We start from the raw sequence: 23877 nt of genomic DNA, 5'->3' as shown, positions 1-23877 counted from the left end.
CTCTATCTATAAATCAATAAATTAGTGGCCATTTTCAGATGGCCTCCAAGAGATATTAAGCATAATGTTAATCAAATTATTGACCAAAGTTTTTGGTAGCCGTAACGATCGTACACTGCGTCGCATGCGTAAAGTTGTTGACCTGATCAACCGCATGGAACCTGAAATTCAAAAGTTGACTGACGAGCAACTGCAGGCGAAAACCAATGAGTTCCGTGAGCGTCTGGCAAAAGGTGAAGTGCTGGAAAACCTGATCCCGGAAGCTTTTGCTGTGGTGCGTGAATCCAGTAAACGTGTGTTCGGCATGCGTCACTTTGACGTGCAGTTACTCGGCGGTATGGTACTGAACGAGCGTTGCATCGCGGAAATGCGTACCGGTGAAGGTAAAACGCTGACCGCAACGCTGCCAGCTTACCTGAACGCACTGAGCGGAAAAGGCGTTCACGTCGTGACCGTCAATGACTACTTAGCCCAGCGTGACGCCGAAAATAACCGTCCGTTGTTTGAATTCCTCGGTCTGAGCATCGGCATTAACTTGCCGGGTATGCCTTCCCCGGCTAAGCGTGCTGCTTACGCTGCTGACATCACTTACGGTACAAACAACGAATACGGCTTTGACTACCTGCGCGACAACATGGCATTCAGCCCGGAAGAACGTGTACAGCGTAAACTGCACTATGCGCTGGTGGATGAGGTTGACTCCATCCTGATCGATGAAGCACGTACTCCGCTGATCATCTCCGGTCCTGCCGAAGACAGCTCAGAAATGTACACCCGCGTGGACAAACTGATCCCTAAACTGATCCGTCAGGAAAAAGAAGATTCCGACACCTTCCAGGGTGAAGGCCACTTCTCTGTGGATGAGAAAGCGCGTCAGGTTCACCTGACCGAACGTGGTCTGGTGCTGATCGAAGAAATGCTGGTAGAAGCAGGTATCATGGAAGAAGGTGAATCTCTGTATTCCCCGACTAACATCATGCTGATGCACCACGTGACTGCGGCACTGCGCGCACACGTGCTGTTCACCCGCGATGTCGATTACATCGTGAAAGACGGTGAAGTCATTATCGTCGATGAACACACTGGCCGTACCATGCAAGGTCGTCGCTGGTCCGACGGTCTGCATCAGGCAGTAGAAGCTAAAGAAGGCGTTGAGATTCAGAACGAAAACCAGACGCTGGCTTCTATCACCTTCCAGAACTACTTCCGTCTGTACGAAAAACTGGCCGGTATGACCGGTACTGCGGATACCGAAGCGTTCGAATTCAGCTCTATCTACAAACTGGATACCATTGTTGTGCCAACTAACCGCCCTATGGTGCGTAAAGACATGGCCGACCTGGTGTACATGACTGAGATGGAAAAAATTGGCGCGATTATCGAAGATATCCGTCAGTGTACCGCTAAGGGCCAGCCGGTTCTGGTCGGTACTATTTCGATTGAAAAATCAGAAGTGGTTTCTAACGAGCTGACGAAAGCGGGCATCGCGCACAGCGTTCTGAACGCCAAGTTCCACGCCAAAGAAGCAGACATTGTTGCTCAGGCGGGTCAGCCAAGCGCGGTAACCATCGCCACCAACATGGCGGGTCGTGGTACCGATATCGTGCTGGGCGGCAGCTGGCAGGTTGAAGTTGAAAACCTGGGCGAAGAAGTGACCGACGAGAAAATTGCTGAAATTAAAGCCGCATGGCAGATTCGCCATGACGCGGTTCTGGCTTCTGGTGGTTTGCACATCATTGGTACCGAGCGTCACGAATCACGTCGTATCGATAACCAGTTGCGCGGTCGTGCGGGTCGTCAAGGTGATGCCGGTTCATCACGCTTCTACCTGTCTATGGAAGATGCCCTGATGCGTATCTTCGCATCTGACCGTGTATCAAGCATGATGCGTAAACTGGGTATGAAACCAGGCGAAGCGATTGAGCACCCATGGGTGACCAAAGCGATTGCCAACGCTCAGCGTAAAGTTGAAAGCCGTAACTTCGATATTCGTAAGCAATTGCTGGAATACGATGATGTGGCGAGCGATCAGCGTCGTGCGATCTACAGCCAGCGTAACGAACTGCTTGACGTATCTGATGTGAGCGAAACCATTGCCAGCATCCGTGAAGATGTGTTCAAAGCGACTATCGACAGCTACATTCCACCACAGTCTCTGGAAGAAATGTGGGATGTGAAAGGTCTGGAAGAGCGCCTGAAAAACGATTTCGAGCTGGAAATGCCGATTTCTGAGTGGCTGGATAAAGAGCCGGAACTGCATGAAGAAACCCTTCGCGAACGTATCATGGAACTCGCGAAAGAGTCTTACGCCCGTAAAGAAGAAGTGGTTGGCGCTGAAATGATGCGTAACTTCGAGAAAGGCGTAATGTTGCAGACCCTCGATTCCCTGTGGAAAGAGCATCTGGCAGCGATGGATTATCTGCGTCAGGGCATCCACTTACGCGGTTACGCGCAAAAGGATCCTAAGCAGGAATACAAACGTGAATCCTTCGCGATGTTTGCTGCGATGCTGGAATCCCTGAAATATGAAGTGGTCAGCGTGCTGAGCAAAGTTCAGGTGCGTATGCCTGAAGAAATTGAAGCGATGGAAATCCAGCGCCGTGAAGAAGCGGAACATCTGGCCCGTCAGCAGCAGCTGAGCCATCAGGATCAGCAGGAAATCGAAGTAGCGGAAGCCGCACGTCTGGCTGCCTCCGGTGAACGCAAAGTGGGACGTAACGATCTGTGCCCATGCGGTTCCGGTAAAAAATACAAACAATGCCATGGCCGCCTGCAAAAGTAACATCTCAGGCTAAGTCATCGTGTTAATCTTAAAGGCGGCTAATCACCGCCTTTAATTTTGTCTAAAAGTTCGTACAGGACAGTCTTTGCAGTCAGCGGATAGGTGGATACTGTGACGCTTAAACAACTGAATATCTCAGTCGGCATTATTCGTAATGCTCAGAAAGAAATCTTTATTACTCAGCGCGATGCGTCATCGCATATGGCAGGTTTCTGGGAGTTTCCCGGCGGGAAAATTGAAGCAGGTGAAACGCCGGATCAGGCAGTGATCCGCGAATTGCAGGAAGAAGTTGGAATCGATGCGCAATCACCGGTACTGCTGAAAACGCTGGAGCATCGTTTCCCCGACCGCATCATCACGTTGCATTTCTTCCTGGTGGAAGAGTGGCAAGGTGAACCTTATGGCAAAGAAGGGCAGCCTAAACGCTGGGTTGCACAGTCTGATTTGAAAGAGGAAGAGTTTCCTCCGGCTAATGAAGCCATCGTAACAGCCCTTAAAAACAATCAGTACTGATGACGCATTTGTTGTGGATGACATGATCAAAAAAGGGGCCAAAGCCCCTTTTTGCGTACTCATGATCTGACTTAAATCTCTTCTTCACTCCAGTCGTCCAGGTCATTCACATCGCCTTTACTCGGGATGCGTTTCTCTTCATCGGCCCATTCACCGAGATCAATCAACTGGCAGCGCTTGGAACAAAAAGGGCGGAAAGGGCTCTGTTCGCCCCAAACCACCGTTTTGCCACACGTCGGGCAATTTACTTCAATAATTTCAGGATCCATGTGCAACTCCTAGCAGCAGGCAAGTTCGAAATTCAGTCGCGCGGGAACCACGCCATGTTCGCTGTCCAGAGGTAAAAAGCGAATGGCATAACGGGTTTTATGCCCGGATACTTGCGGATAAAGTTGGTTTTCCATCGAGAGGCGCAATCGTAACAGATCTGCGCCTTCTGCGTTGTCCTGGAAAAAACCATTCAGGCTGATCTGATTACGAAACGCGCCAGACTGGCGGATCAGCCCCAAAACCATAGTGAGTGAGTTATTCAGCGGGGCGAGCGTTTCGAGCCAGTTTTTTACTTCGCTGTCACGCTGGGACTGAGCCAGATGCAGCCATATGTGCAGCGTCGGGAGATCAAAACTACAGCAGCCACCCGGAATACTCAGACGCTGGCGGACCAGAGCAATCAGGCGATCTTCCTTCAGCGCCTGTCCGATACGTGGGGCTTTCATCAGCACGGAGGCGCACTGTTTGAGCTCGCTACGCAGGCCGTCAACTCTTGAAAGATCCACGCCCGGAACGTCTTTCCACTGGGATAATTTTTGTTGCTGACGTTCCAGTTCTTTCAGTAAATCAGTACGGACTTCTCCGCGCTCCAGTACGTCGAGCAAATCAGATACGGTACGGAAAAATAACAGGGCAGAAGCAATGGAAGTGATTTGTGCATTAGAGTGCATCTGTTGCAACAAAAACTCGATACGCAGCCAGGTGCGCATCTTCTCATTCAGGGGATGTTCAAAAAGAACGGTTGCAGCTACATCAGTCATGCTTGGCAATATCCTGTCTGTTTACTGATGCCGCAAATTCCAGATAGCGGCAATGTAATAAGGCAACACGCGGTTCGATGGATTTCGGGTCACCGCTGTTATCAATGATGTCATCCGCACAGGCCAGCCGCTTTTCACGACTTACCTGCGCAGCAATAATATTTTCTGCCTGCTGACGACTAATTCTGTCGCGAAGTAGGGTGCGTGAAAGCTGAAGCTGAGGCTCAACATCCACTACCAGTACGCGATTTGCTCGCGTCTGTAATCCATTTTCAATCAGCAATGGAACAACCCAGAGCACATAAGGCGTATTGGCCTGTGCAAAAAGCTGCTGTGTTCTGGCATGAATGATGGGGTGCAGTAACTGGTTAACCCATTCTTTATCAGGCGGATAACTGAAAATCTTTTCCCGCAGAGCCGGGCGGTTCAGTGAGCCATCGGCAAGAATAATTTCGTTACCAAATCGCTGATGGAGCTGATCCAGCGCAGGTTCTCCCGGCGCTACTACCTGACGGGCGATAATATCGGCATCGACAATGTTTACACCGTGGCGGGCGAAACTTTCGGCAACTGTACTTTTGCCACTCCCGATACCTCCGGTCAATGCAACGATATAGCTCATGCGGATGCTCTGATAAAATTAGACAGGTAAATGATAAAGAGATTGTGATTAAGTGCAAGCCGTCGTCGTCCCGCTTTTCATGCGAAAATTATTCAGCAGCACAATCAAAAGTCTGTGATGTGAGTTGCAAAAGCCATCTTGCCGTTGTCATTTTCCTGTGTATGATAAAACCACTGGAAAGGGTGTCTAAAAATTTGCTGTACACCCTAGCGACCCGTCGCCAAACCAGGACAAACCCGTCATGCGTATTGAAGAAGATTTGAAGTTAGGTTTTAAAGACGTACTTATCCGCCCTAAACGTTCTACTCTCAAAAGTCGTTCCGAAGTCGAACTGGAACGCACATTCACATTCAAACACTCTGGTATCAGCTGGTCTGGCACACCGATCATTGCCGCGAACATGGACACCGTCGGAACATTCCGTATGGCCACCGTTCTGGCTTCTTTCGGTCTTTTGACGGCGGTACATAAGCATTACACCGTAGAACAGTGGCAGGCATTTATCACGTCTTCGGATGAATCCGTCCTGCGCAATGTGATGGTGTCGACCGGAACATCAGAAGCGGATTTCGTTAAAACTCTGCAAATTCTGGCTCTTTCCCCGCTGTTGAAATTTGTTTGTCTGGATGTGGCGAACGGGTACTCCGAGCATTTTGTCGGTTTCCTGCAACGTGTTCGTGAAGCCTGTCCGGATAAAGTGATCTGTGCCGGTAACGTGGTCACCGGCGAAATGGTTGAAGAGCTGATCCTTTCAGGTGCAGATATCGTTAAAGTCGGTATAGGTCCAGGGTCTGTCTGTACCACTCGCGTGAAAACCGGTGTGGGTTATCCGCAGCTTTCTGCGGTTATCGAATGTGCTGATGCGGCGCACGGTCTGGGCGGACAGATTGTCAGTGATGGCGGCTGTGCGGTTCCTGGCGATGTGGCAAAAGCCTTCGGCGGCGGCGCTGATTTCGTCATGCTTGGCGGTATGCTGGCTGCGCATGACGAATGTGAAGGTACAGTCGTTGAAGAAAATGGCGAAAAATTCATGCTTTTCTATGGCATGAGTTCAGAATCTGCGATGAAACGTCACGTCGGTGGTGTTGCAGAATACCGTGCGGCAGAAGGTAAAACGGTGAAATTACCTCTGCGTGGTCCGGTTGAAAACACTGTGCGCGATGTCCTCGGTGGCCTGCGTTCTGCCTGTACTTATGTGGGTGCTGAGCGTCTTAAAGAACTGACCAAACGCACGACCTTTATCCGCGTCGCGGAACAGGAAAACCGTCTGTTCGGCAGTAAATAAGTCGGCAATGGCTGATGCGGCGAGACTCGTTTTCGCCGCTTTCTGCTCCTTAAGCTTTATCCTTTTCCTATCCCATCACTGACCCCAGCTGGAATATCGGCAGATACATTGCAATCACCAGCCCGCCCACAATGACGCCCATTACTGCCATCAGTACCGGCTCAATGGTTTGCGATAACGTATCCGCCAGTGAATTCGCTTTATGATTATGCAGTTGCGCGAGCTTTTGCAGTAACTCATCGAGAGAACCTGACTCCTCACCGATTTTAATCAATTGATGGCATAAGGTCGGAAACAGTGGTGACTGAACAAAAGCTTTGTGTAACGGAACCCCTTGTATGATTTGCTCACGTATCTGGCTCAGCGCGGCCTGAAAATGCAAGTTGGATACAGACGCAGAGGCCGCCGCCAGCCCCGCAATTAACGTCATTCCGGCCTGTTGTGTCATGGCCAGTGTCTGAAAAATCTGTCCGAGGCTGCTGTCGGTGACCAGCCGTGAAGTCAGGGGCAACCGCAGCAGAAGCATCTGCTCACGGAGTTTCCAGCGTACGTGCGGATGCATTTTTTGCAGATACCCAAAACAGCAAAACAATAATCCTCCAGCTATCCACGGGCCTGTTGTGATTAATGCTTCTGATGTGTTGATTAACATCTGAGTAAACCACGGTAACTTAGCATCAAAGGATGCATAGATTTTCGCAAACTCAGGCAACACCAGGGTCAGCATCAGCAGGGTAACAATCGTGGCGATCGCACTGACAATCAGCGGATAACGCAGGGCCTTTTTCACCTTATTTCTTAATTCAGCCTGTTGTTCCTGCTGACTCGCCAGTTGCAGGCAGCATTTGTCGAGTTGCCCCGTCAGTTCACCAATCGAAATAATTTGCCGGTAAATATCAGGGAACGTGTCGGGATACTGACCCAGCATCTCTGAAAGAGGCATTCCCTCACGAACTCCTCTGGCGATATTTAACAGCACGCAGTTCCATGCCGGTTTCGTATGCTCATTGCCCAGCAGCGTCAGGCTATTCATCAGGGGTAATCCGGCCTGCAAAAGTGTCGCCAGCTGTCTGACAAAGGCGACGCGCTCCTGATTTTTCCAACAATTTCCTCTCAGGCGTTGCCTCATCCTGATACTCACCGGCTGTAAGCCAGCAGCAAAAAGCTGCTGGTAGATGATGTCTTTATTTATCTCAATGCTGTTGCCTTGCTGAATGCTTCCCTGGGTATCAACTGCCTGCCATTGATAAAGCCTCCATTTCTTAGAAATAGCCCCGGTTTCGCTCATAAGCCAGTGTCTTCGCCGGTGACTCTGTAAAGCTCCTCAAGCGAGGTAATGCCTTGCTCGACCAGCAACATTCCCGCTTCCTGCAATGTTTTCTGTCCCTGCTCACGGGCGATTTTACTCAGTTCTGTGACGCCCGCTCCGGCGACCAGTGCCTGCTGTAACCGGGGCGTGATATTGAGTATCTCGTAAATTCCCGTACGCCCGTAGTAGCCGGAAAAACATTGATGGCAACCCGCAGCCAACCAAAGTGGCAACGTACCGCTGTGACCATCCGGGCCTTTTTCGACCAGTGACATATGTGCTTTTCGGCAATGTGGGCAGAGCTTTCGAACCAGCCGCTGTGCAATGACCAGACGTAAACTGGCTGCAATATGAAAACTCTCGATCCCCATTTGCCTGAGACGGGTCAGCGTCTCGCAGGTGGAATTGGTATGCAGGGTGGAAAGCACCATATGCCCGGTCTGCGCAGCTTTTACGGCAATCTCGGCTGTTTCTTTATCCCGGATCTCACCGACCATAATCACGTCAGGATCCTGACGTAATAATGCCCGCAGGACACCGGCAAAACTCAGATCTGTTTTGCTATTGATCTGCGTCTGATTAATACCGCTGACCGGGATCTCAATCGGATCTTCGACGCTGCAGATATTGCGGGTAATGGTATTCAGATGTCGCAGACCCGTGTAGAGCGTGACTGTTTTTCCGCTCCCTGTCGGACCTGTGACCAGAATCAATCCTTGCGGATGTTTAAGCGCGGCCTTGAAATAATCGAGATCACGCGGCGTGAATCCCAGCTGTGACATCGACAGATCCTGTTGCGTCATATGGAGTATCCGCAGCACAATTTTTTCGCCGTGCAGCGTTGGCAGGGACGAGACCCGCATGGAATATCGCTGATTTTGTAACATCACCGAAAGCTGCCCGTCCTGCGGCAATCTGCGTTCTGCCACATTGAGCTGTCCCATGATTTTCAGGCGTGCACAGATACCGGCGGCCATTGCAAATTCAGGGCCGGGGATTTCTTGTAGTACGCCATCAATCCGGACGCGAACCCGGAAACTGTGCTCAAAAGGTTCAAAGTGAATATCCGATGCGCGGCGGGTGATAGCGTGCCTGAGGATCTGATTAAGTACATTGATCACTGGCGCATCGCTTTGGGCATCCAGTTCATTCTCATCACGAGGTACAGAAGGAGTGAGCTCTTCCTGCGCGACAAGTTGTTGCGATCCTGAATGGCCTTTTTCCATCACCTGTTCCAGCCGCGCCTGTGGCCAGCGTTCAAGCTGGACTTTTAATCCGGTGGCGAAACGCAGCACGTTGCTCAGGGATTCCGTGTCCGCCTCACTTTCATGGCAGGCAACGCGAATTATCTGCGGATCACGATGCAAAATGACGGCTTTATATCGCTGGCACAGGGCTTCAAGCGATGCTTCGTTTTGCTGCCTTTCGCTGTGTACCGGCGAAACAGGAACCAGTGGAGTATCGGTCATTGTGTTGCTCCCTGACTGTCAAAGCGGAATACGCTTTCGCAGGCCTCAACCATCGACGTGTTAGCGGCGTTAGTACAACTGCGATTCCAGACAATCCCTCCGGCCACATTATCGACAACCGGCGTCATGACAACGCTGAGCCCTTCAAGCGCCTGTTGTCCGGTGAGCGAGATGACGCCTGTGCTGACTTGCACCTGGCTGACGTAACGGCTGCTGACTGCTGCGGGTATTCCCTGAGTGCCTGCATCGCAACCCGTCAGAGTGCCGGAATCAATCACACACAATTCGACGCCGGTTTTATACGGCACCATGGTTTGCAGCATGTCGGTCATGGCGGCCTTCTGGATATAACTCTGGTAAGCGGGTATGCCGATGGCACTGAGGATCGCAATAATCGCGATCACTACCATCAGTTCAATGAGGGTAAATCCTTGTTGCCGGTGCATGGCGTTCTCCGTTTTGTAAAACTGCGTGGGTAAAGCTCGGGCAGCAAACTAAACGCAGAAATAACCAGACTCCAGCCCCATTGTTGGCTTCTCCGGGATGTCTTCCAGGATAAATATGTATGTCAGTCAGGTTGGCAAAACTTTTGCGCGATGCGCCGCAACAATGAAGATGAAATGAAAAAGGGGATAGCAGTCAGACCGGGAGAATGAGAGGGTAATGTGGCAAGATGAAATAGACCGAAAGAAGTCGTGTTGCCCCTGAAAAGGAAGTCAGGGGCAACAGCGTTGCGATTAGCTAAAGCGCATGGAGAGATCCATCGCTCTGACATGTTTTGTCAGCGCGCCGACGGAAATGTAATCCACGCCGGTCTCTGCGAATTCACGCAGTGTTTTTTCCGTGACGTTACCGGAGACTTCCAGCAGTGCTCGGCCGGCAGTCAGCGCAACGGCTTCACGCATCATCGGCACGGTAAAGTTATCGAGCATAATAATGTCAGCTTTGGCATCCAGCGCCTGCTGAAGTTCATCAATGGATTCGACCTCCACTTCCACAGGAACGTCGGCATGGATCCACAACGCGCGCTCCACGGCCGCTTTGATTGAGCCACAGGCGATGATGTGATTTTCTTTAATAAGAAATGCGTCAGCCAGACCCAGACGGTGATTGCTTCCGCCACCGCAGAGCACGGCATATTTCAGTGCAGTACGCAGACCCGGCAAGGTTTTGCGGGTGTCCAGCAACTGAGTTTTGGTGCCCTGCAGAATTTTCACATAGTGATTCACTTCGGTTGCCACGCCGGAGAGGGTTTGCACAAAATTCAGCGCGGTGCGTTCACCGGTCAGCAACATGCGGGCAGAGCCGGAAAGTTCGCATAAGGTCTGGTTTTCAGAAACTGTATCACCGTCTTTAACATGCCATTTAACGGTGATTTTATCCCCGGCCAGTTGCTTAAAGACTTCATCCAGCCAGCGTTGCCCGCAAAAAATACCGGGTTCACGGGTGATGATGGTGGCGGTCGCGTTTTTATCCTGCGGCAATAATTGTGCCGTTAAGTCATTGTTAGCATTAGCTTCGCCGCCGAGGTCTTCGCCCAGGGCTTGAGTCACAAGAGCAGGAATATCATTCTGGATACGTTCGAGTAACTGTGCGCGGCGACTTTCAGGGCTGTAGCTGCGGGTAGACATACAAATACTCCGAAATGGCGGATAAGAAGGACAAAAAAACATGCTACCCTGTTGCTGTGATAAGTACCACACAAGCACATCATTGAGGTCTTTGATGCACTTAGAACAAGGCTGGATAGCCGAAGCCCGGCGGGTCGTTTCTCCCCATTTTGATCTCCGTCCTGACGATGAAATTCCCTCGTTGCTGGTTATCCACAACATCAGTTTGCCGCCCGGAAAATTCGGTGGTCCCTACATTGATCAACTCTTTACCGGTACGCTGAATCCGCAGGACGATCCTTATTTTGAAGGTATCCACCAGTTGCGTGTGGCGGCACATTGCCTGATCCGCCGCGATGGCGAAATTGTTCAATACGTTCCTTTTGATAAACGCGCCTGGCATGCGGGTGTTTCCAGCTGGCAGGGGCGCGAGCGCTGTAATGATTTCTCAATCGGTATCGAGCTGGAGGGCACGGATTTTGAGCCGTTTATTGACGCGCAATATCGCAGCCTGGCCGCTGTTACTGAGTTGTTAATTAAGCACTATCCCATTAATCTTGATGCCATTACCGGACACAGTGATATTGCTCCGGGGCGTAAGACCGATCCCGGCCCTGAATTTGACTGGGCATTTTATCGCAAGCTGATAGCCCTGCCGGTAGGGCAGAATAGCGCTTCTGGCCAGTGAGTTAACGCGGTCTCTGGTGCGTGTTTAAGCATGTGATGTGTTGAGAGAGAGTGACAATCGATGACGTTATTTACTTTGCTGCTGGTGCTGGCTTGGGAACGGCTGTTCAAACTGGGTGAACACTGGCAGCTGGACCATCGGTTCGAGGTGATATTTCGCCGCGGGCGGCAGACTTCCTTAGTGAAAACGCTGGCTATCATGGTCATCTGGATGGCGGTGATCTGGGCCGTCTTGCGTGCGCTTCAGGGGATATTCTTTGGCGTACCGACACTGATTTTATGGGTGATTTTGTGTCTGCTATGCATTGGCGCGGGGATCAAACGTAAGCATTATCGCGCTTATCTTAAGTCAGCCCGTCAGGGGGATGCCGACGCTTGTAAGGAAATGGCCGAAGAACTGGCGCTGATCCACGGTCTGCCAACGGATTGCACAGAAGAAGCCCGTTTGCGGGAACTGCAAAATGCGCTGCTATGGATTAACTATCGCTACTATCTTGGCCCTTTATTCTGGTTTGTGGTGTGTGGTCCCTACGGACCGATAGCATTAGGCGGATACGCGGCTTTACGCGGTTATCAGACCTGGCTGGCGCGCCACATGACGCCTTTGAAACGTGCTCAGTCCGGCGTTGATGCCCTGTTACATATTCTGGACTGGATCCCGGTTCGTCTGGCCGGTGTGGCCTATGCCTTGCTGGGGCACGGCGAGAAGGCTCTGCCAGCCTGGTTCGCCTCGCTGGGTGATATTCACTCGTCGCAGTATCAGGTATTAACCCGTCTGGCGCAGTTCTCGCTGGCGCGTGATCCGCACACCGATCCGGTACAAACGCCTCGTGCAGCCGTCGGGCTGGCGCGTAAAGTGACGATGATTATTCTGGTGGTTGTGGCACTGCTGACGATTTACGGCACCCTGATTTAATCCGCTTATCTGAAAAGAGAGCGCAATTAAAAAAGCCCGGTACATTTACATGTCCGGGCTTTTTGCTTTTTATCCGCGCTGCTTTTGTAAGGTCAGCAGACGGTTATCGGCCGCGGGTTCACCGAAATCTGGCATCCCGTTTTCATCCCAGCGGAAGGTTTTGATGCGCGTATGCCGGTTTGGGTCATACAGCGGATCACCTTCGATTTCCGTGTAATTTCGGGCGTGATATACCAGCACATCTTCGCCCTGTTCGTTGCGGGTAAAGCTGTTGTGGCCGGGGCCGAACTGTTTGTTCTGAGTCTGAGTAGTGAACACCGGATACAGAGATTTATGCCAGCTCGCCGGGTCCATCAGGTTACTGCTGAGATCTGCACAAAGCAGCCCGATACAGTAATTTTCATCGGTGGCGCTGGCGGAATAAGTGATGAAAATCTTATCGCCGTGCGTGATCACGGCGGGGCCTTCGTTAACCCAAAAACCGATGATTTCCCAGTCCAGCTCCGGCTTGCTGAGCATGACAGGCGGTGATTTCAGCGTCCACGGGTTTTCCATTTCAGCCAGATACAAATTCGAGTTTCCGCGAATTGCCGGATCTTTCTGCGCCCACAGATAATAGCTTTTGCCCTGATGCTCAAAGTGCGTGGCATCCAGCGAGAAGCTGTCGATCGGGGTCTGGATCCGGCCTTTCTCCTGCCATTTTCCCGTGAGCGGATCTGCTTCTTCGCACACCAGCGCATACATCCGGTGCTGGAATAATCCGTCCACAATCTCCTGCGACGGCGCAGCGGCGTAATAGATAACCCATTTTCCGTCGATAAAATGCAGTTCCGGTGCCCAGATCAGTGCGCTCATCGGGCCGGTTTCAGGTTTATGCCAGACGATGGTGGCTGGTGCATTGGCAAGTCCGGCCAGCGTTGGCGAGCGGCGGATCTCAAGCCGGTCGTATTCAGGAACCGACGCGATAAAGTAATAATTTCCGTCGCTGTGCAGCCAGATATGCGGGTCTGCACGTTGCTCAATCAGCGGATTAGGGTAATTACTCATGTTTCAGCTCCTTGCTGTTCAGTGAGACGCTGGCGATATCCGCGTCCTGTGCATTTTTCGCATCGTGATATTCATTCAGTTCGCGGTAATTACGGCGGCGAATTTCGAGATCAGCCTGAATGGTACGCATGGTTTCGCGATCCACTTTCAGTAAGCGCACCACACCGGCAGTAATCAGATATCCCACGCCCGGAATGATGGTGAACAGCAGCATAATTCCGTTGATTGCGTGATCACTTTGCTGCGCTGCTCCGGCATTGTAGCCATAAGCTGACAACAGGAATCCGACCATTGCACCGGCTACCGCCAGCCCGCATTTGAGGAAGAACAGGTTGCCGGAGAAGCTGATGCCGGTCACGCGTTTACCGGTTTTCCATTCGCCGTAATCATCCACATCGGCCATCAGCGACCAGTGCAGCGGGGAAGGGAGCTGATGCATGATGTTCAGGATGAAGTACGCCACAAGAATCAGCGTTGTCGCGTGCGGATCGAGGAAATAGAAGCCGCAGGAGAAAATGGTCAGGATAATGTTGGCCCAGAAGAACACTTTCAGTTTGCAGTATTTATCGGTCAGCGGTTTTGCCAGCGCGCTGCCGATCATCATGCCGACCACACCGAGGCTGATAAACATACTGGCAAATGACGTGGATTTTTCCATGACCCAGGTGACGTAATACATGGTGGCTGCCATACGAATGAAGCCCGGACACACGTTACAGAACGTCAGCAGCAGGATGCGCACCCACTGGTCATTTTTCCAGACATCTTTCAGGTCAGATTTTAAGGCATGTTTAGACGGCACCGCTGGCTGGATACGTTCTTTCACTGAGCTGAAGCAGAACAGGAACATAAACAGCGCGATGATCGCCATTACGCCCATCGACATCTGGTAACCCTTGGCTTTGTCCGCGCCACCGAAAAAATCTGCCATTGGCAGCAGGGTGGAAGACAAAATAAGTGTTGCGATGCCCACCATAAAGAAGCGGTAAGACTGGCAGGCAACACGTTCGTGCGGATCGGCAGTAATGACGCCACCGAGCGAGCAATAAGGAATGTTAATGGCTGTGTAAGTCAGGGACATCAGGAAGTAAGTCACAAAAGCATAGATAACCTTGCTGTTGTAGCTCCATTCCGGCGTGGTGAACATCAGCACGCTGAAAAGAACATACGGCACCGAAACCCATAACAAATACGGGCGGAATCGTCCCCAGCGGGTGGTGGTACGGTCGGCAATCGCGCCCATAATCGGGTCGGTGACGGCGTCAATAACGCGCACGGAGAGCAGCAGTATGCCGACCAGCGCCGGGGCTAATCCGAAAACGTCCGTATAAAAATAATTAAGAAACAGCATGATGGCGCCGCCAATCATATTGCAGCCCGCATCCCCCATGCCGTACGCCACTTTCTCTTTGAACGACAGCGCGCCTTCCTTCATGGATGTTCTCTCCGCATAGATGTCAAAAGGACAGTTGTTAAAAAACTGTTTGATAGACCAGAGTATTGGCTGAGGAAGGGAATAAGAGTCAGGAGGTAAGAGTCATGAAGATGGACGATTTGGTCATCTCAGAAAAAGTGTGACCTGTATAACAAGACGCCCCGGCAAGTGACTTAACCGGGGCGTCTGAGGATTTTAAATTATGACTCTTGCTTAAGCGTTAACGGACTTCCCGCTTTGCTGATTCTTGATCCAGTAACCAATGCCCAGAACCACCAGCCAGACAGGGATCAGCCATACGGAGATCGCCATGCCCGGAGTAATCGCCATGATCACCAGAATTGCCGCCATAAACAGCAGGCAGATGTAGTTACCCACCGGATACAGCAGCGCTTTAAACTTAGGTTCCACGCCTTCACGACGCTTCGCCTGACGGAATTTAATGTGTGCCAGGCTGATCATCGCCCAGTTGATCACCAGTGCAGAAACCACCAGCGCCATCAGCAGACCAAATGCTTCGGCTGGCATCAGGTAGTTAATCAGAACACACAGGGCAGTAGTGGCCGCAGAGACAAGGATAGACGTCACCGGCACGCCGCGTTTGTCCACTTTCATCAGGGATCTCGGTGCGTTGCCTTGCTGCGCCAGACCAAACAACATGCGGCTGTTACAGTAAACACAGCTGTTGTAGACCGACAGCGCGGCAGTCAGGATCACCACGTTCAGTGCGTTGGCAACCAGTGCATCACCCAGTTCATGGAAGATAAGGACGAACGGACTGGTGTCCGGCCCGACGCGAGTCCACGGCATCAGGGAAAGCAGCACGGCCAGTGAGCCCACATAGAAAATCAGGATGCGGTAGATAACCTGGTTGGTCGCTTTAGGAATGCTGACTTCAGGATTATCGGCTTCTGCCGCTGTAATCCCCACCAGCTCCAGGCCACCGAACGAGAACATAATGATGGCCATCATCATCACCAGCCCGGTCATACCATGCGGCAGGAATCCGCCTTGCTCCCACAGGTTACGTACTGTTGCCTGCGGACCGGCAGTGTCGCTGAACAGCAACCAGCCGCCGAACAGGATCATCGCCACAACCGCAACCACTTTGATGATCGCAAACCAGAATTCCATCTCACCGAAGACTTTAACGTTAGTCAGGTTGATGGCGTTGATCAGCACGAAGAAGGCCGCCGCAGAAACCCAGGTAGGAATTTCCGGCCACCAGAATTGAATGTATTTACCGACTGCGGTCAGTTCTGCCATCGCCACCAGCACGTACAGAACCCAGTAGTTCCAGCCAGAAGCAAAGCCTGCGAACCCACCCCAGTATTTGTAAGCAAAGTGGCTGAATGAGCCCGCAACCGGCTCCTCAACAACCATTTCACCTAACTGGCGCATGATTAAAAAGGCAATAAAACCTGCAATTGCGTAGCCAAGAATAATCCCCGGCCCCGCAGACTGAATGACGGAAGCGCTGCCCAGAAACAGCCCTGTACCGACGGCCCCACCTAGTGCAATCAGCTGAATATGGCGGTTTTTGAGACCACGCTTCAGCTCATCGCCTTGTTGTTGTTCAACCATTTACCTGTCCTCTGTCATTGGGGCAAAACCCATAACATTCTGTGTGTTAGAGAGAATGTAAGGCGATAATTACACTTTTTGTATCTAATTATTTACGGCTGGATTGTACCTAAAACGCAGGATCATCTACCGTTCGCGCAAGAATAATGTTATGCGCAAAAGTTTGCACGGGGTTTATGCATCATCTGCATAACAAATAGCCAAATTGACTGTAAATTTGTTCAGGATCTAAAAAATGTGATCCGTGACTGGGTAAAAAACATAAATGATAAAAATTTGTTAAATTGTGCGGGGTCGACGCATTTACTGGGTAGCCATATGGACACAAGGTGAATACTTTGTTACTTTACGGCCACGTTTTTTAAATTGGTATTACCAATTGACTCCGGCAACTTACAGAGTCGCTACTCGCAGAGAACAGCACATATATGGCTTACAGCAAAATCCGACAGCCTAAGTTATCCGATGTGATCGAGCAGCAACTTGAGTTCCTGATCCTCGAAGGCACTTTGAGACCCGGGGAAAAGCTTCCGCCAGAGCGCGAACTGGCCAAACAGTTTGATGTATCGCGACCTTCTCTCAGAGAGGCAATCCAAAGCCTGGAAGGGAAGGGGCTACTCCTGCGCCGTCAGGGTGGTGGCACTTTCGTACAAAGTAACTTATGGCAAAGCGTGAGTGACCCGCTGGCTGAGTTACTGGCCGACCATCCTGAATCACAATTCGATCTCCTTGAAACACGTCATGCCCTTGAAGGGATCGCTGCCTATTACGCGGCGCTTCGTGGCACAGAGGAAGATTTGCAGCGCATTCGTGATTGTCACGTGGTCATTCAGACCGCACAAGACAGCGGGGACCTGGACGCAGAAGCCGACGCGGTAATGCAGTATCAGGTTGCTGTAACAGAAGCAGCGCATAATGTGGTGCTGCTGCATCTGGTTCGCTGTATGGGACCGATGCTCGAGAAAAATGTTCGACAGAACTTTGAATTGCTTTACTCCCGCCGCGAAATGCTGGCGATGGTAAGCAACCACCGCGCCAGTATTTTCGAGGCGATTGTTGCACGGGAACCAGAAAAAGCGCGTGCCGCATCTCACCGTCACCTGGCGTTCATTGAAGAAGTTTTGCTGGATCTCAGCAGGGAACACACCCGGCGGGATCGGTCTTTACGACGGCTCCAGCAACGAAAAGATGAAAGTTAACCCACGAGGTTAATTTTTAGAGTCTTCATTTGAGGGCTCACGGCAACTACATGACGGGCCTGTCTTCGTGCGCTTTCTCATCACGAGGACCGTTTTAAAAGAGCGCAGGAAGACAGGCTCCAGATAAACCAACGTATTAGATACAGATAAGGAAAAGCACCATGTCAGAACGTGTAAATAATGACGTGGATCCGATCGAAACTCGCGACTGGCTACAAGCGATCGAATCGGTCATCCGTGAAGAAGGTGTTGAGCGTGCACAGTTCCTGATCGACCAGGTTCTCAGTGAAGCGCGTAAGGGCGGCGTGAGCGTCGCTGCTGGTGCAGCCAGCCGTAACTACGTCAATACCATCGCTGTTGAAGACGAACCTGAATACCCGGGTAACCTGGAGCTGGAACGTAACATTCGTACCGCTATCCGCTGGAACGCCATCATGACCGTTCTGCGTGCGTCCAAGAAAGACCTGGAACTCGGCGGCCACATGGCGTCCTTCCAGTCTTCAGCGACCGTGTACGAAGTGTGCTTCAACCACTTCTTCCGTGCGCGTAACGAGAAAGACGGCGGCGATCTGGTGTACTTCCAGGGTCACATCTCTCCGGGCGTGTATGCGCGTGCTTTCCTTGAAGGCCGCCTGACTGAAGACCAGATGAACAATTTCCGTCAGGAAGTTCACGGTAAAGGTCTGTCGTCTTATCCGCACCCTAAACTGATGCCTGAATTCTGGCAGTTCCCGACCGTATCCATGGGTCTGGGCCCGATCGGTGCAATTTACCAGGCTAAGTTCCTGAAATATCTGGAACACCGTGGCCTGAAAGACACGTCCGCACAGCGCGTTTACGCGTTCCTGGGCGACGGTGAAATGGACGAACCAGAATCCAAAGGTGCGATCACCATCGCGACCCGTGAGAAACTGGACAACCTGTGCTTCATCATCAACTGTAACCTGCAGCGTCTTGATGGCCCTGTCACCGGTAACGGCAAAATCATCAACGAACTGGACGGCATCTTTGCAGGCGCTGGCTGGAACGTGATCAAAGTCATCTGGGGCAACCGTTGGGATGAACTGCTGCGTAAAGACACCAGCGGTAAACTGATCCAGCTGATGAACGAAACCGTGGATGGCGACTACCAGACCTTCAAGTCCCGAGACGGCAAATACGTTCGTGAGCACTTCTTCGGCAAATACCCTGAAACCGCTGCGCTGGTCAAAGATATGACCGACGACGAAATCTGGGCGCTGAACCGTGGTGGTCATGATCCGAAGAAAGTCTTCGCTGCACTGAACAAAGCACAGAACACCAAAGGCCAGCCGACCGTTATCCTTGCGCATACCATTAAAGGTTATGGCATGGGCGACGCTGCCGAAGGTAAAAACATTGCTCACCAGGTGAAGAAAATGAACATGGATGGCGTTCGCTATATCCGTGATCGCTTCAGCGTGCCAGTTACCGATGAAAATCTGGAAAAACTGCCGTACATCACTCTGGAAAAAGACTCTGCAGAATACAAATACCTGCATGAGCGTCGTGCCGCGCTGAAAGGCTACCTGCCGACTCGTCTGCCAAACTTCACTCAGAAGCTGGAAATGCCGAAACTGGACGACTTCTCACAACTGCTGGAAGAGCAGAAGAAAGAGATCTCTACCACTATCGCTTTCGTCCGTGCCCTGAACGTGATGCTGAAAAACGACTCCATTAAAGACCGTCTGGTCCCGATCATCGCCGACGAAGCGCGTACATTCGGTATGGAAGGTCTGTTCCGTCAGATTGGTATTTACAGCCCGAACGGTCAGCAGTACACCCCGCAGGACCGTGAGCAGGTTGCTTACTATAAAGAAGACGAGAAAGGTCAGATCCTGCAGGAAGGTATTAACGAACTGGGTGCCGCGTCTTCATGGCTGGCCGCAGCGACGTCTTACAGCACCAACGATCTCCCAATGATCCCGTTCTACATCTACTACTCCATGTTCGGTTTCCAGCGTATCGGCGACCTGTGCTGGGCAGCGGGTGACCAGCAGGCGCGTGGCTTCCTGATCGGCGGGACTTCTGGTCGTACTACCCTGAACGGTGAAGGTCTGCAACACGAAGATGGTCACAGCCATATTCAATCTCTGACTATCCCTAACTGTATTTCTTACGACCCGTCTTACGCTTACGAAGTCGCTGTCATCATGCATGACGGTCTGGTGCGTATGTACGGTGAAGCGCAGGAAAACATTTATTACTACATCACTACGCTGAACGAAAACTACCACATGCCAGCCATGCCGGAAGGCGCGGAAGAAGGCATCCGTAAGGGTATCTACAAGCTGGATACGCTGGAAGGCAGCAAAGGTAAAGTGCAGCTTCTGGGCTCCGGTTCTATTCTGCGTCACGTACGTGAAGCAGCTGAGATCCTGTCCAAAGACTACGGTGTGGGTTCTGACGTTTATAGCGTAACGTCCTTCACTGAACTGGCCCGTGACGGTCAGGACTGTGAGCGCTGGAACATGCTGCACCCGACTGAAACCCCACGCGTTCCGTACATCGCCCAGGTGATGAGCGACGCGCCAGCAGTTGCGTCCACCGACTATATGAAACTGTTTGCTGAACAGGTTCGTACTTACGTTCCGGCCAGCGATTATCGCGTACTGGGTACTGACGGCTTCGGTCGTTCAGACAGCCGCGAAAACCTGCGTCACCACTTCGAAGTGGATGCGTCCTACGTTGTGGTTGCTGCGCTGGGTGAATTGGCTAAACGCGGTGAAATCGAAACGTCTGTAGTGGCTGAAGCCATTAAGAAATTCGATATCAACCCAGAAAAAGTTAACCCGCGTCTGGCATAAGAGGTAAAGACAGATGGCTATTGAAATTAACGTACCGGACATCGGTGCAGATGCAGTGGAAGTCACCGAAATTATGGTGAAGGTGGGCGATAAGGTTGAAGTTGAACAATCGCTGATCACCGTTGAAGGCGACAAAGCTTCTATGGAAGTGCCTTCTCCACAAGCTGGCGTGGTCAAAGAAATTAAAGTTGCGGTCGGCGATACCGTCGAAACCGGCAAACTGATCATGATCTTTGAAGCCGCTGACGGTGCTGCTGATGCAGCACCTGCGAAACAGGAAGCCAAAGCAGAAGCTAATGTTCAAGAGAGCGCTGCTGCTGCCCCTGCTTCCAGCGAAAGCAAAGAAGTGAACGTACCAGACATCGGTGGCGACGAAGTTGAAGTCACTGAAATCATGGTTAAAGTAGGCGACACCGTGACAGCTGAACAATCGCTGATCACCGTAGAAGGCGACAAAGCCTCTATGGAAGTCCCTGCGCCGTTCGCGGGTAAAGTGAAAGAAATCAAAATCGCTGCGGGCGACAAAGTCAGCACCGGTTCTCTGATCATGGTCTTCGAAGTGGCAGGTTCTGGTGCAGCCGCACCAGCCGCAGCATCAGAAACCCAATCAGACGCGGCACCTGCTGCACCGGCTCAGTCCGGCAGCAAAGAAGTGAACGTGCCTGATATCGGTGGCGACGAAGTTGAAGTCACTGAAATCATGGTTAAAGTTGGCGACAAAATCAGTGCAGAACAGTCACTGATCACCGTTGAAGGCGACAAAGCCTCAATGGAAGTCCCGGCACCGTTCGCGGGTACCGTAAAAGAAATCAAAATCGCTGCGGGCGACAAAGTCAGCACCGGCTCTCTGATCATGGTCTTCGAAGTAGAAGGCGCTGCGCCTGCTGCTCCGGCGGCTAAGAAAGAAGAAGCGGCTGCTCCTGCGAAACAGGAACAGAAAGCGGCGGCTCCGGCTGCAGCTAAAGCTGAAAGCAAAGGCGAATTCGCTGAGAACGACGCTTACGTTCACGCCACGCCGGTTATCCGTCGTCTGGCCCGTGAGTTCGGCGTTAACCTGGCGAAAGTGAAAGGGACTGGCCGTAAAGGTCGTATCCTGCGCGAAGACGTTCAGACTTACGTGAAAGACGCGGTCAAACGTGCTGAAGCCGCGCCGGCAGCAGCAACGGGTGGCGGTCTGCCAGGCATGCTGCCTTGGCCGAAGGTTGACTTCAGCAAGTTCGGTGAGATTGAAGAAGTGGAACTGGGCCGTATCCAGAAAATTTCTGGTGCGAACCTGAGCCGTAACTGGGTGATGATCCCGCACGTTACGCACTTCGACAAAACCGATATCACTGAGCTGGAAGCGTTCCGTAAACAGCAGAACGATGAAGCCGCTAAACGCAAACTGGACGTGAAATTCACTCCAGTGGTCTTCATCATGAAAGCCGTTGCCGCTGCCCTTGAGCAGATGCCACGCTTCAACAGTTCCCTGTCCGAAGATGGTCAGAAACTGACGCTGAAAAAATACATCAACATCGGTGTGGCGGTTGATACGCCAAACGGTCTGGTTGTTCCGGTCTTCAAAGACGTGAACAAGAAAGGCATCGCCGAGTTGTCCCGTGAGCTGATGGCTATCTCCAAGAAAGCCCGTGACGGTAAGCTGACTGCTGGCGAAATGCAGGGCGGTTGCTTCACTATCTCCAGCCTCGGTGGTATCGGGACGACCCACTTCGCGCCAATCGTCAACGCGCCGGAAGTGGCTATCCTCGGTGTTTCCAAGTCTGCTATCGAGCCAGTCTGGAACGGTAAAGAGTTCACACCGCGTCTGATGATGCCAATGTCGCTCTCCTTCGACCACCGTGTTATTGACGGTGCCGATGGTGCGCGCTTCATCACCATCATCAACAACGTGTTGTCTGACATTCGCCGTCTGGTGATGTAAGTGAAAAGCCGGCCAATCGGCCGGCTTTTTTCTGATAATCTCTTCATGCTGTTTGGGATTTTCGGGCGCTAAGCACAAATCGTATGCCGTTTGTTGTTTCAAATTTGTTAACAATTTTGTAAACTGCGGGCGGATAGAACGACCCGGTGGATGATGGGCGTTGCGACATAAAAATGACGTCAGACCCGCCGGACATAAATTAAGAGGTCATGATGAGTACTGAAATTAAAACTCAGGTCGTGGTACTTGGGGCTGGCCCTGCGGGCTATTCTGCTGCTTTCCGTTGCGCTGATTTAGGTCTTGAAACCGTACTGGTTGAGCGTTATTCCACTCTCGGTGGCGTGTGCCTGAACGTAGGTTGTATCCCTTCTAAAGCTCTGCTGCACGTCGCGAAAGTGATCTCTGAAGCAAAAGCACTGGCAGAACACGGTATTGTTTTCGGTGAGCCGAAAACTGACATCGACAAAGTGCGTGTCTGGAAAGAAAAAGTCATCAACCAGCTGACCGGTGGTCTGGCAGGTATGGCGAAAGGCCGTAAAGTCAAAGTCGTGAACGGCTTGGGTAAATTTACTGGCGCAAATACTCTGGTTGTTGAAGGCGAAAACGGTCCTACGACCATCACTTTCGACAATGCCATCATTGCGGCGGGTTCCCGTCCAATCAAACTGCCATTCATTCCACATGATGACCCGCGTGTATGGGATTCTACCGATGCGCTGGAACTGAAAACCGTCCCTGAGCGTCTGCTCGTGATGGGTGGCGGCATCATCGGTCTGGAAATGGGCACCGTTTACCACGCGCTGGGTTCGCAGATTGACGTGGTAGAAATGTTCGATCAGGTGATTCCTGCGGCTGATAAAGACGTGGTGAAAGTCTTCACCAAGAAAATCAGCAAGCAATTCAACCTGATGCTGGAAACCAAAGTGACCGCGGTAGAAGCCAAAGAAGACGGTATCTACGTCACAATGGAAGGCAAGAAAGCCCCTGCAGAACCACAGCGTTACGACGCGGTGCTGGTGGCTATCGGCCGTGTTCCTAACGGTAAACTGCTGGAAGCGGGCGCCGCAGGCATTGAAGTTGACGACCGTGGCTTCATTCACGTCGACAAACAAATGCGCACCAACGTGCCACACATCTTTGCCATCGGCGACATCGTCGGTCAGCCAATGCTGGCGCACAAAGGTGTTCACGAAGGCCACGTGGCTGCCGAAGTTATCTCTGGCAAGAAACACTACTTCGATCCGAAAGTCATTCCATCCATTGCCTACACTGAGCCAGAAGTTGCCTGGGTTGGTCTGACTGAGAAAGAAGCGAAAGAAAAAGGCATCAGCTACGAAACCGCCACCTTCCCGTGGGCCGCTTCAGGCCGTGCTATCGCTTCCGACTGTGCAGACGGTATGACCAAACTGATCTTCGACAAAGAATCTCACCGTGTTATCGGTGGTGCGATTGTCGGTACCAACGGCGGCGAGCTGCTGGGTGAAATCGGTCTGGCAATCGAAATGGGTTGTGATGCAGAAGATATCGCGCTGACCATCCATGCTCACCCGACTCTGCATGAGTCCGTGGGTCTGGCAGCAGAAATCTACGAAGGCAGCATTACCGACCTGCCAAACCCGAAAGCGAAGAAAAAGTAATTTTC

At 51.7% G+C, this 23877-nt stretch carries 19 protein-coding genes; 9 read left to right on the top strand and 10 right to left on the bottom strand.

The window, feature by feature from the left end; genetic code table 11:
• The first annotated feature begins 64 nt into the window (after positions 1–64).
• Positions 65–2782 carry a preprotein translocase subunit SecA gene (secA, locus tag ACJY2G_RS07190; protein WP_112286939.1) on the top strand — a complete coding sequence of 906 codons (2718 nt, stop codon included), beginning with the start codon at positions 65–67 and terminating at the stop codon, positions 2780–2782.
• Between the two features lie 111 nt (positions 2783–2893).
• Positions 2894–3295 carry an 8-oxo-dGTP diphosphatase MutT gene (gene mutT / locus ACJY2G_RS07185; RefSeq protein ID WP_120162000.1) on the top strand — a complete coding sequence of 134 codons (402 nt, stop codon included), beginning with the start codon at positions 2894–2896 and terminating at the stop codon, positions 3293–3295.
• Positions 3296–3366: 71 nt separating this feature from the next.
• Here the strand turns inward: mutT and yacG are convergent, their stop codons facing one another.
• From yacG to coaE, 3 genes are read right to left on the bottom strand one after another with little or no spacing between them, the layout of a single operon-like run.
• On the bottom strand, positions 3367–3564 hold the full coding sequence (gene yacG, locus ACJY2G_RS07180; RefSeq protein ID WP_112286938.1) for a DNA gyrase inhibitor YacG: 198 nt from the start codon (positions 3562–3564) through the stop codon (positions 3367–3369).
• A 9-nt stretch (positions 3565–3573) separates the two neighbouring features.
• Entirely contained in the window at positions 3574–4326 is a 753-nt protein-coding gene (gene zapD, locus ACJY2G_RS07175; protein ID WP_120161919.1) for a cell division protein ZapD, read from the bottom strand.
• A complete protein-coding gene (coaE, locus tag ACJY2G_RS07170; RefSeq protein ID WP_430320729.1) occupies positions 4319–4948 on the bottom strand; it encodes a dephospho-CoA kinase in 630 nt (209 codons plus the stop codon). The genes zapD and coaE overlap by 8 nt, the downstream gene beginning before the upstream one ends.
• A 241-nt stretch (positions 4949–5189) precedes the next feature.
• Between coaE and ACJY2G_RS07165 the strand changes: the two genes are divergently transcribed.
• Positions 5190–6233, top strand: a complete 1044-nt coding sequence (locus ACJY2G_RS07165; protein WP_112286935.1) for a GMP reductase — start codon at positions 5190–5192, stop codon at positions 6231–6233.
• Between the two features lie 67 nt (positions 6234–6300).
• On the opposite strand, the gene hofC is transcribed toward ACJY2G_RS07165, so the two are convergent.
• The 4 genes from hofC to nadC form a co-directional block, all read right to left on the bottom strand.
• Positions 6301–7521 (bottom strand): protein transport protein HofC, encoded by a 1221-nt coding sequence (gene hofC / locus ACJY2G_RS07160; RefSeq protein WP_430320728.1) that lies wholly within the window; start codon positions 7519–7521, stop codon positions 6301–6303.
• Entirely contained in the window at positions 7518–9011 is a 1494-nt protein-coding gene (gene gspE / locus ACJY2G_RS07155; RefSeq protein ID WP_430320727.1) for a type II secretion system protein GspE, read from the bottom strand. Before gspE ends, hofC begins: the two co-directional genes overlap by 4 nt.
• Positions 9008–9457 (bottom strand): prepilin peptidase-dependent pilin, encoded by a 450-nt coding sequence (gene ppdD / locus ACJY2G_RS07150; protein ID WP_120161915.1) that lies wholly within the window; start codon positions 9455–9457, stop codon positions 9008–9010. The genes gspE and ppdD overlap by 4 nt, the downstream gene beginning before the upstream one ends.
• Positions 9458–9748: 291 nt before the next feature.
• Positions 9749–10642: a carboxylating nicotinate-nucleotide diphosphorylase gene (gene nadC / locus ACJY2G_RS07145; RefSeq protein WP_120161914.1), complete on the bottom strand. Its 894-nt coding sequence runs from the start codon at positions 10640–10642 to the stop codon at positions 9749–9751.
• Between the two features lie 94 nt (positions 10643–10736).
• Between nadC and ampD the strand changes: the two genes are divergently transcribed.
• Positions 10737–11309, top strand: a complete 573-nt coding sequence (gene ampD, locus ACJY2G_RS07140) for a 1,6-anhydro-N-acetylmuramyl-L-alanine amidase AmpD (RefSeq protein ID WP_430320726.1) — start codon at positions 10737–10739, stop codon at positions 11307–11309.
• A gap of 60 nt (positions 11310–11369) precedes the next feature.
• Entirely contained in the window at positions 11370–12224 is an 855-nt protein-coding gene (ampE, locus tag ACJY2G_RS07135; protein WP_120161912.1) for a beta-lactamase regulator AmpE, read from the top strand.
• 69 nt (positions 12225–12293) lie between these two features.
• On the opposite strand, the gene ACJY2G_RS07130 is transcribed toward ampE, so the two are convergent.
• The 3 genes from ACJY2G_RS07130 to aroP all read right to left on the bottom strand — a co-directional run bounded on the left by ACJY2G_RS07130 (position 12294) and on the right by aroP (position 16290).
• A complete protein-coding gene (locus tag ACJY2G_RS07130; protein ID WP_439291591.1) occupies positions 12294–13271 on the bottom strand; it encodes a glycoside hydrolase family 43 protein in 978 nt (325 codons plus the stop codon).
• Positions 13264–14706: a glycoside-pentoside-hexuronide (GPH):cation symporter gene (locus ACJY2G_RS07125; protein ID WP_120161910.1), complete on the bottom strand. Its 1443-nt coding sequence runs from the start codon at positions 14704–14706 to the stop codon at positions 13264–13266. Before ACJY2G_RS07125 ends, ACJY2G_RS07130 begins: the two co-directional genes overlap by 8 nt.
• 213 nt (positions 14707–14919) lie before the next feature.
• Positions 14920–16290 carry an aromatic amino acid transporter AroP gene (gene aroP / locus ACJY2G_RS07120; protein ID WP_112286926.1) on the bottom strand — a complete coding sequence of 457 codons (1371 nt, stop codon included), beginning with the start codon at positions 16288–16290 and terminating at the stop codon, positions 14920–14922.
• A 428-nt stretch (positions 16291–16718) separates the two neighbouring features.
• Here aroP and pdhR point away from each other — a divergent pair, with 428 nt between their 5' ends.
• From pdhR to lpdA, 4 genes are all read left to right on the top strand, one after another.
• Positions 16719–17489 (top strand): pyruvate dehydrogenase complex transcriptional repressor PdhR, encoded by a 771-nt coding sequence (gene pdhR, locus ACJY2G_RS07115; RefSeq protein WP_112286925.1) that lies wholly within the window; start codon positions 16719–16721, stop codon positions 17487–17489.
• 161 nt (positions 17490–17650) lie between these two features.
• The gene (gene aceE / locus ACJY2G_RS07110; protein ID WP_439291590.1) at positions 17651–20314 is read left to right on the top strand and encodes a pyruvate dehydrogenase (acetyl-transferring), homodimeric type; all 2664 of its coding nucleotides are present in this window, start codon (positions 17651–17653) and stop codon (positions 20312–20314) included.
• A 13-nt stretch (positions 20315–20327) separates the two neighbouring features.
• Positions 20328–22235, top strand: coding sequence for a pyruvate dehydrogenase complex dihydrolipoyllysine-residue acetyltransferase (gene aceF / locus ACJY2G_RS07105; RefSeq protein WP_120161909.1), 1908 nt, complete (start codon positions 20328–20330; stop codon positions 22233–22235).
• Positions 22236–22447: 212 nt separating this feature from the next.
• Positions 22448–23872 carry a dihydrolipoyl dehydrogenase gene (gene lpdA, locus ACJY2G_RS07100; RefSeq protein WP_165353190.1) on the top strand — a complete coding sequence of 475 codons (1425 nt, stop codon included), beginning with the start codon at positions 22448–22450 and terminating at the stop codon, positions 23870–23872.
• The last annotated feature ends 5 nt before the right edge of the window (positions 23873–23877 follow it).

It is taken from the genome of Rahnella sp. ATs2 (assembly GCF_051851855.1).
GTDB classification, from domain to species: domain Bacteria; phylum Pseudomonadota; class Gammaproteobacteria; order Enterobacterales; family Enterobacteriaceae; genus Rahnella; species Rahnella variigena.
Note: the sequence above shows the minus strand (reverse complement) of the source record. Positions and strands in the feature narration are given on the sequence as shown.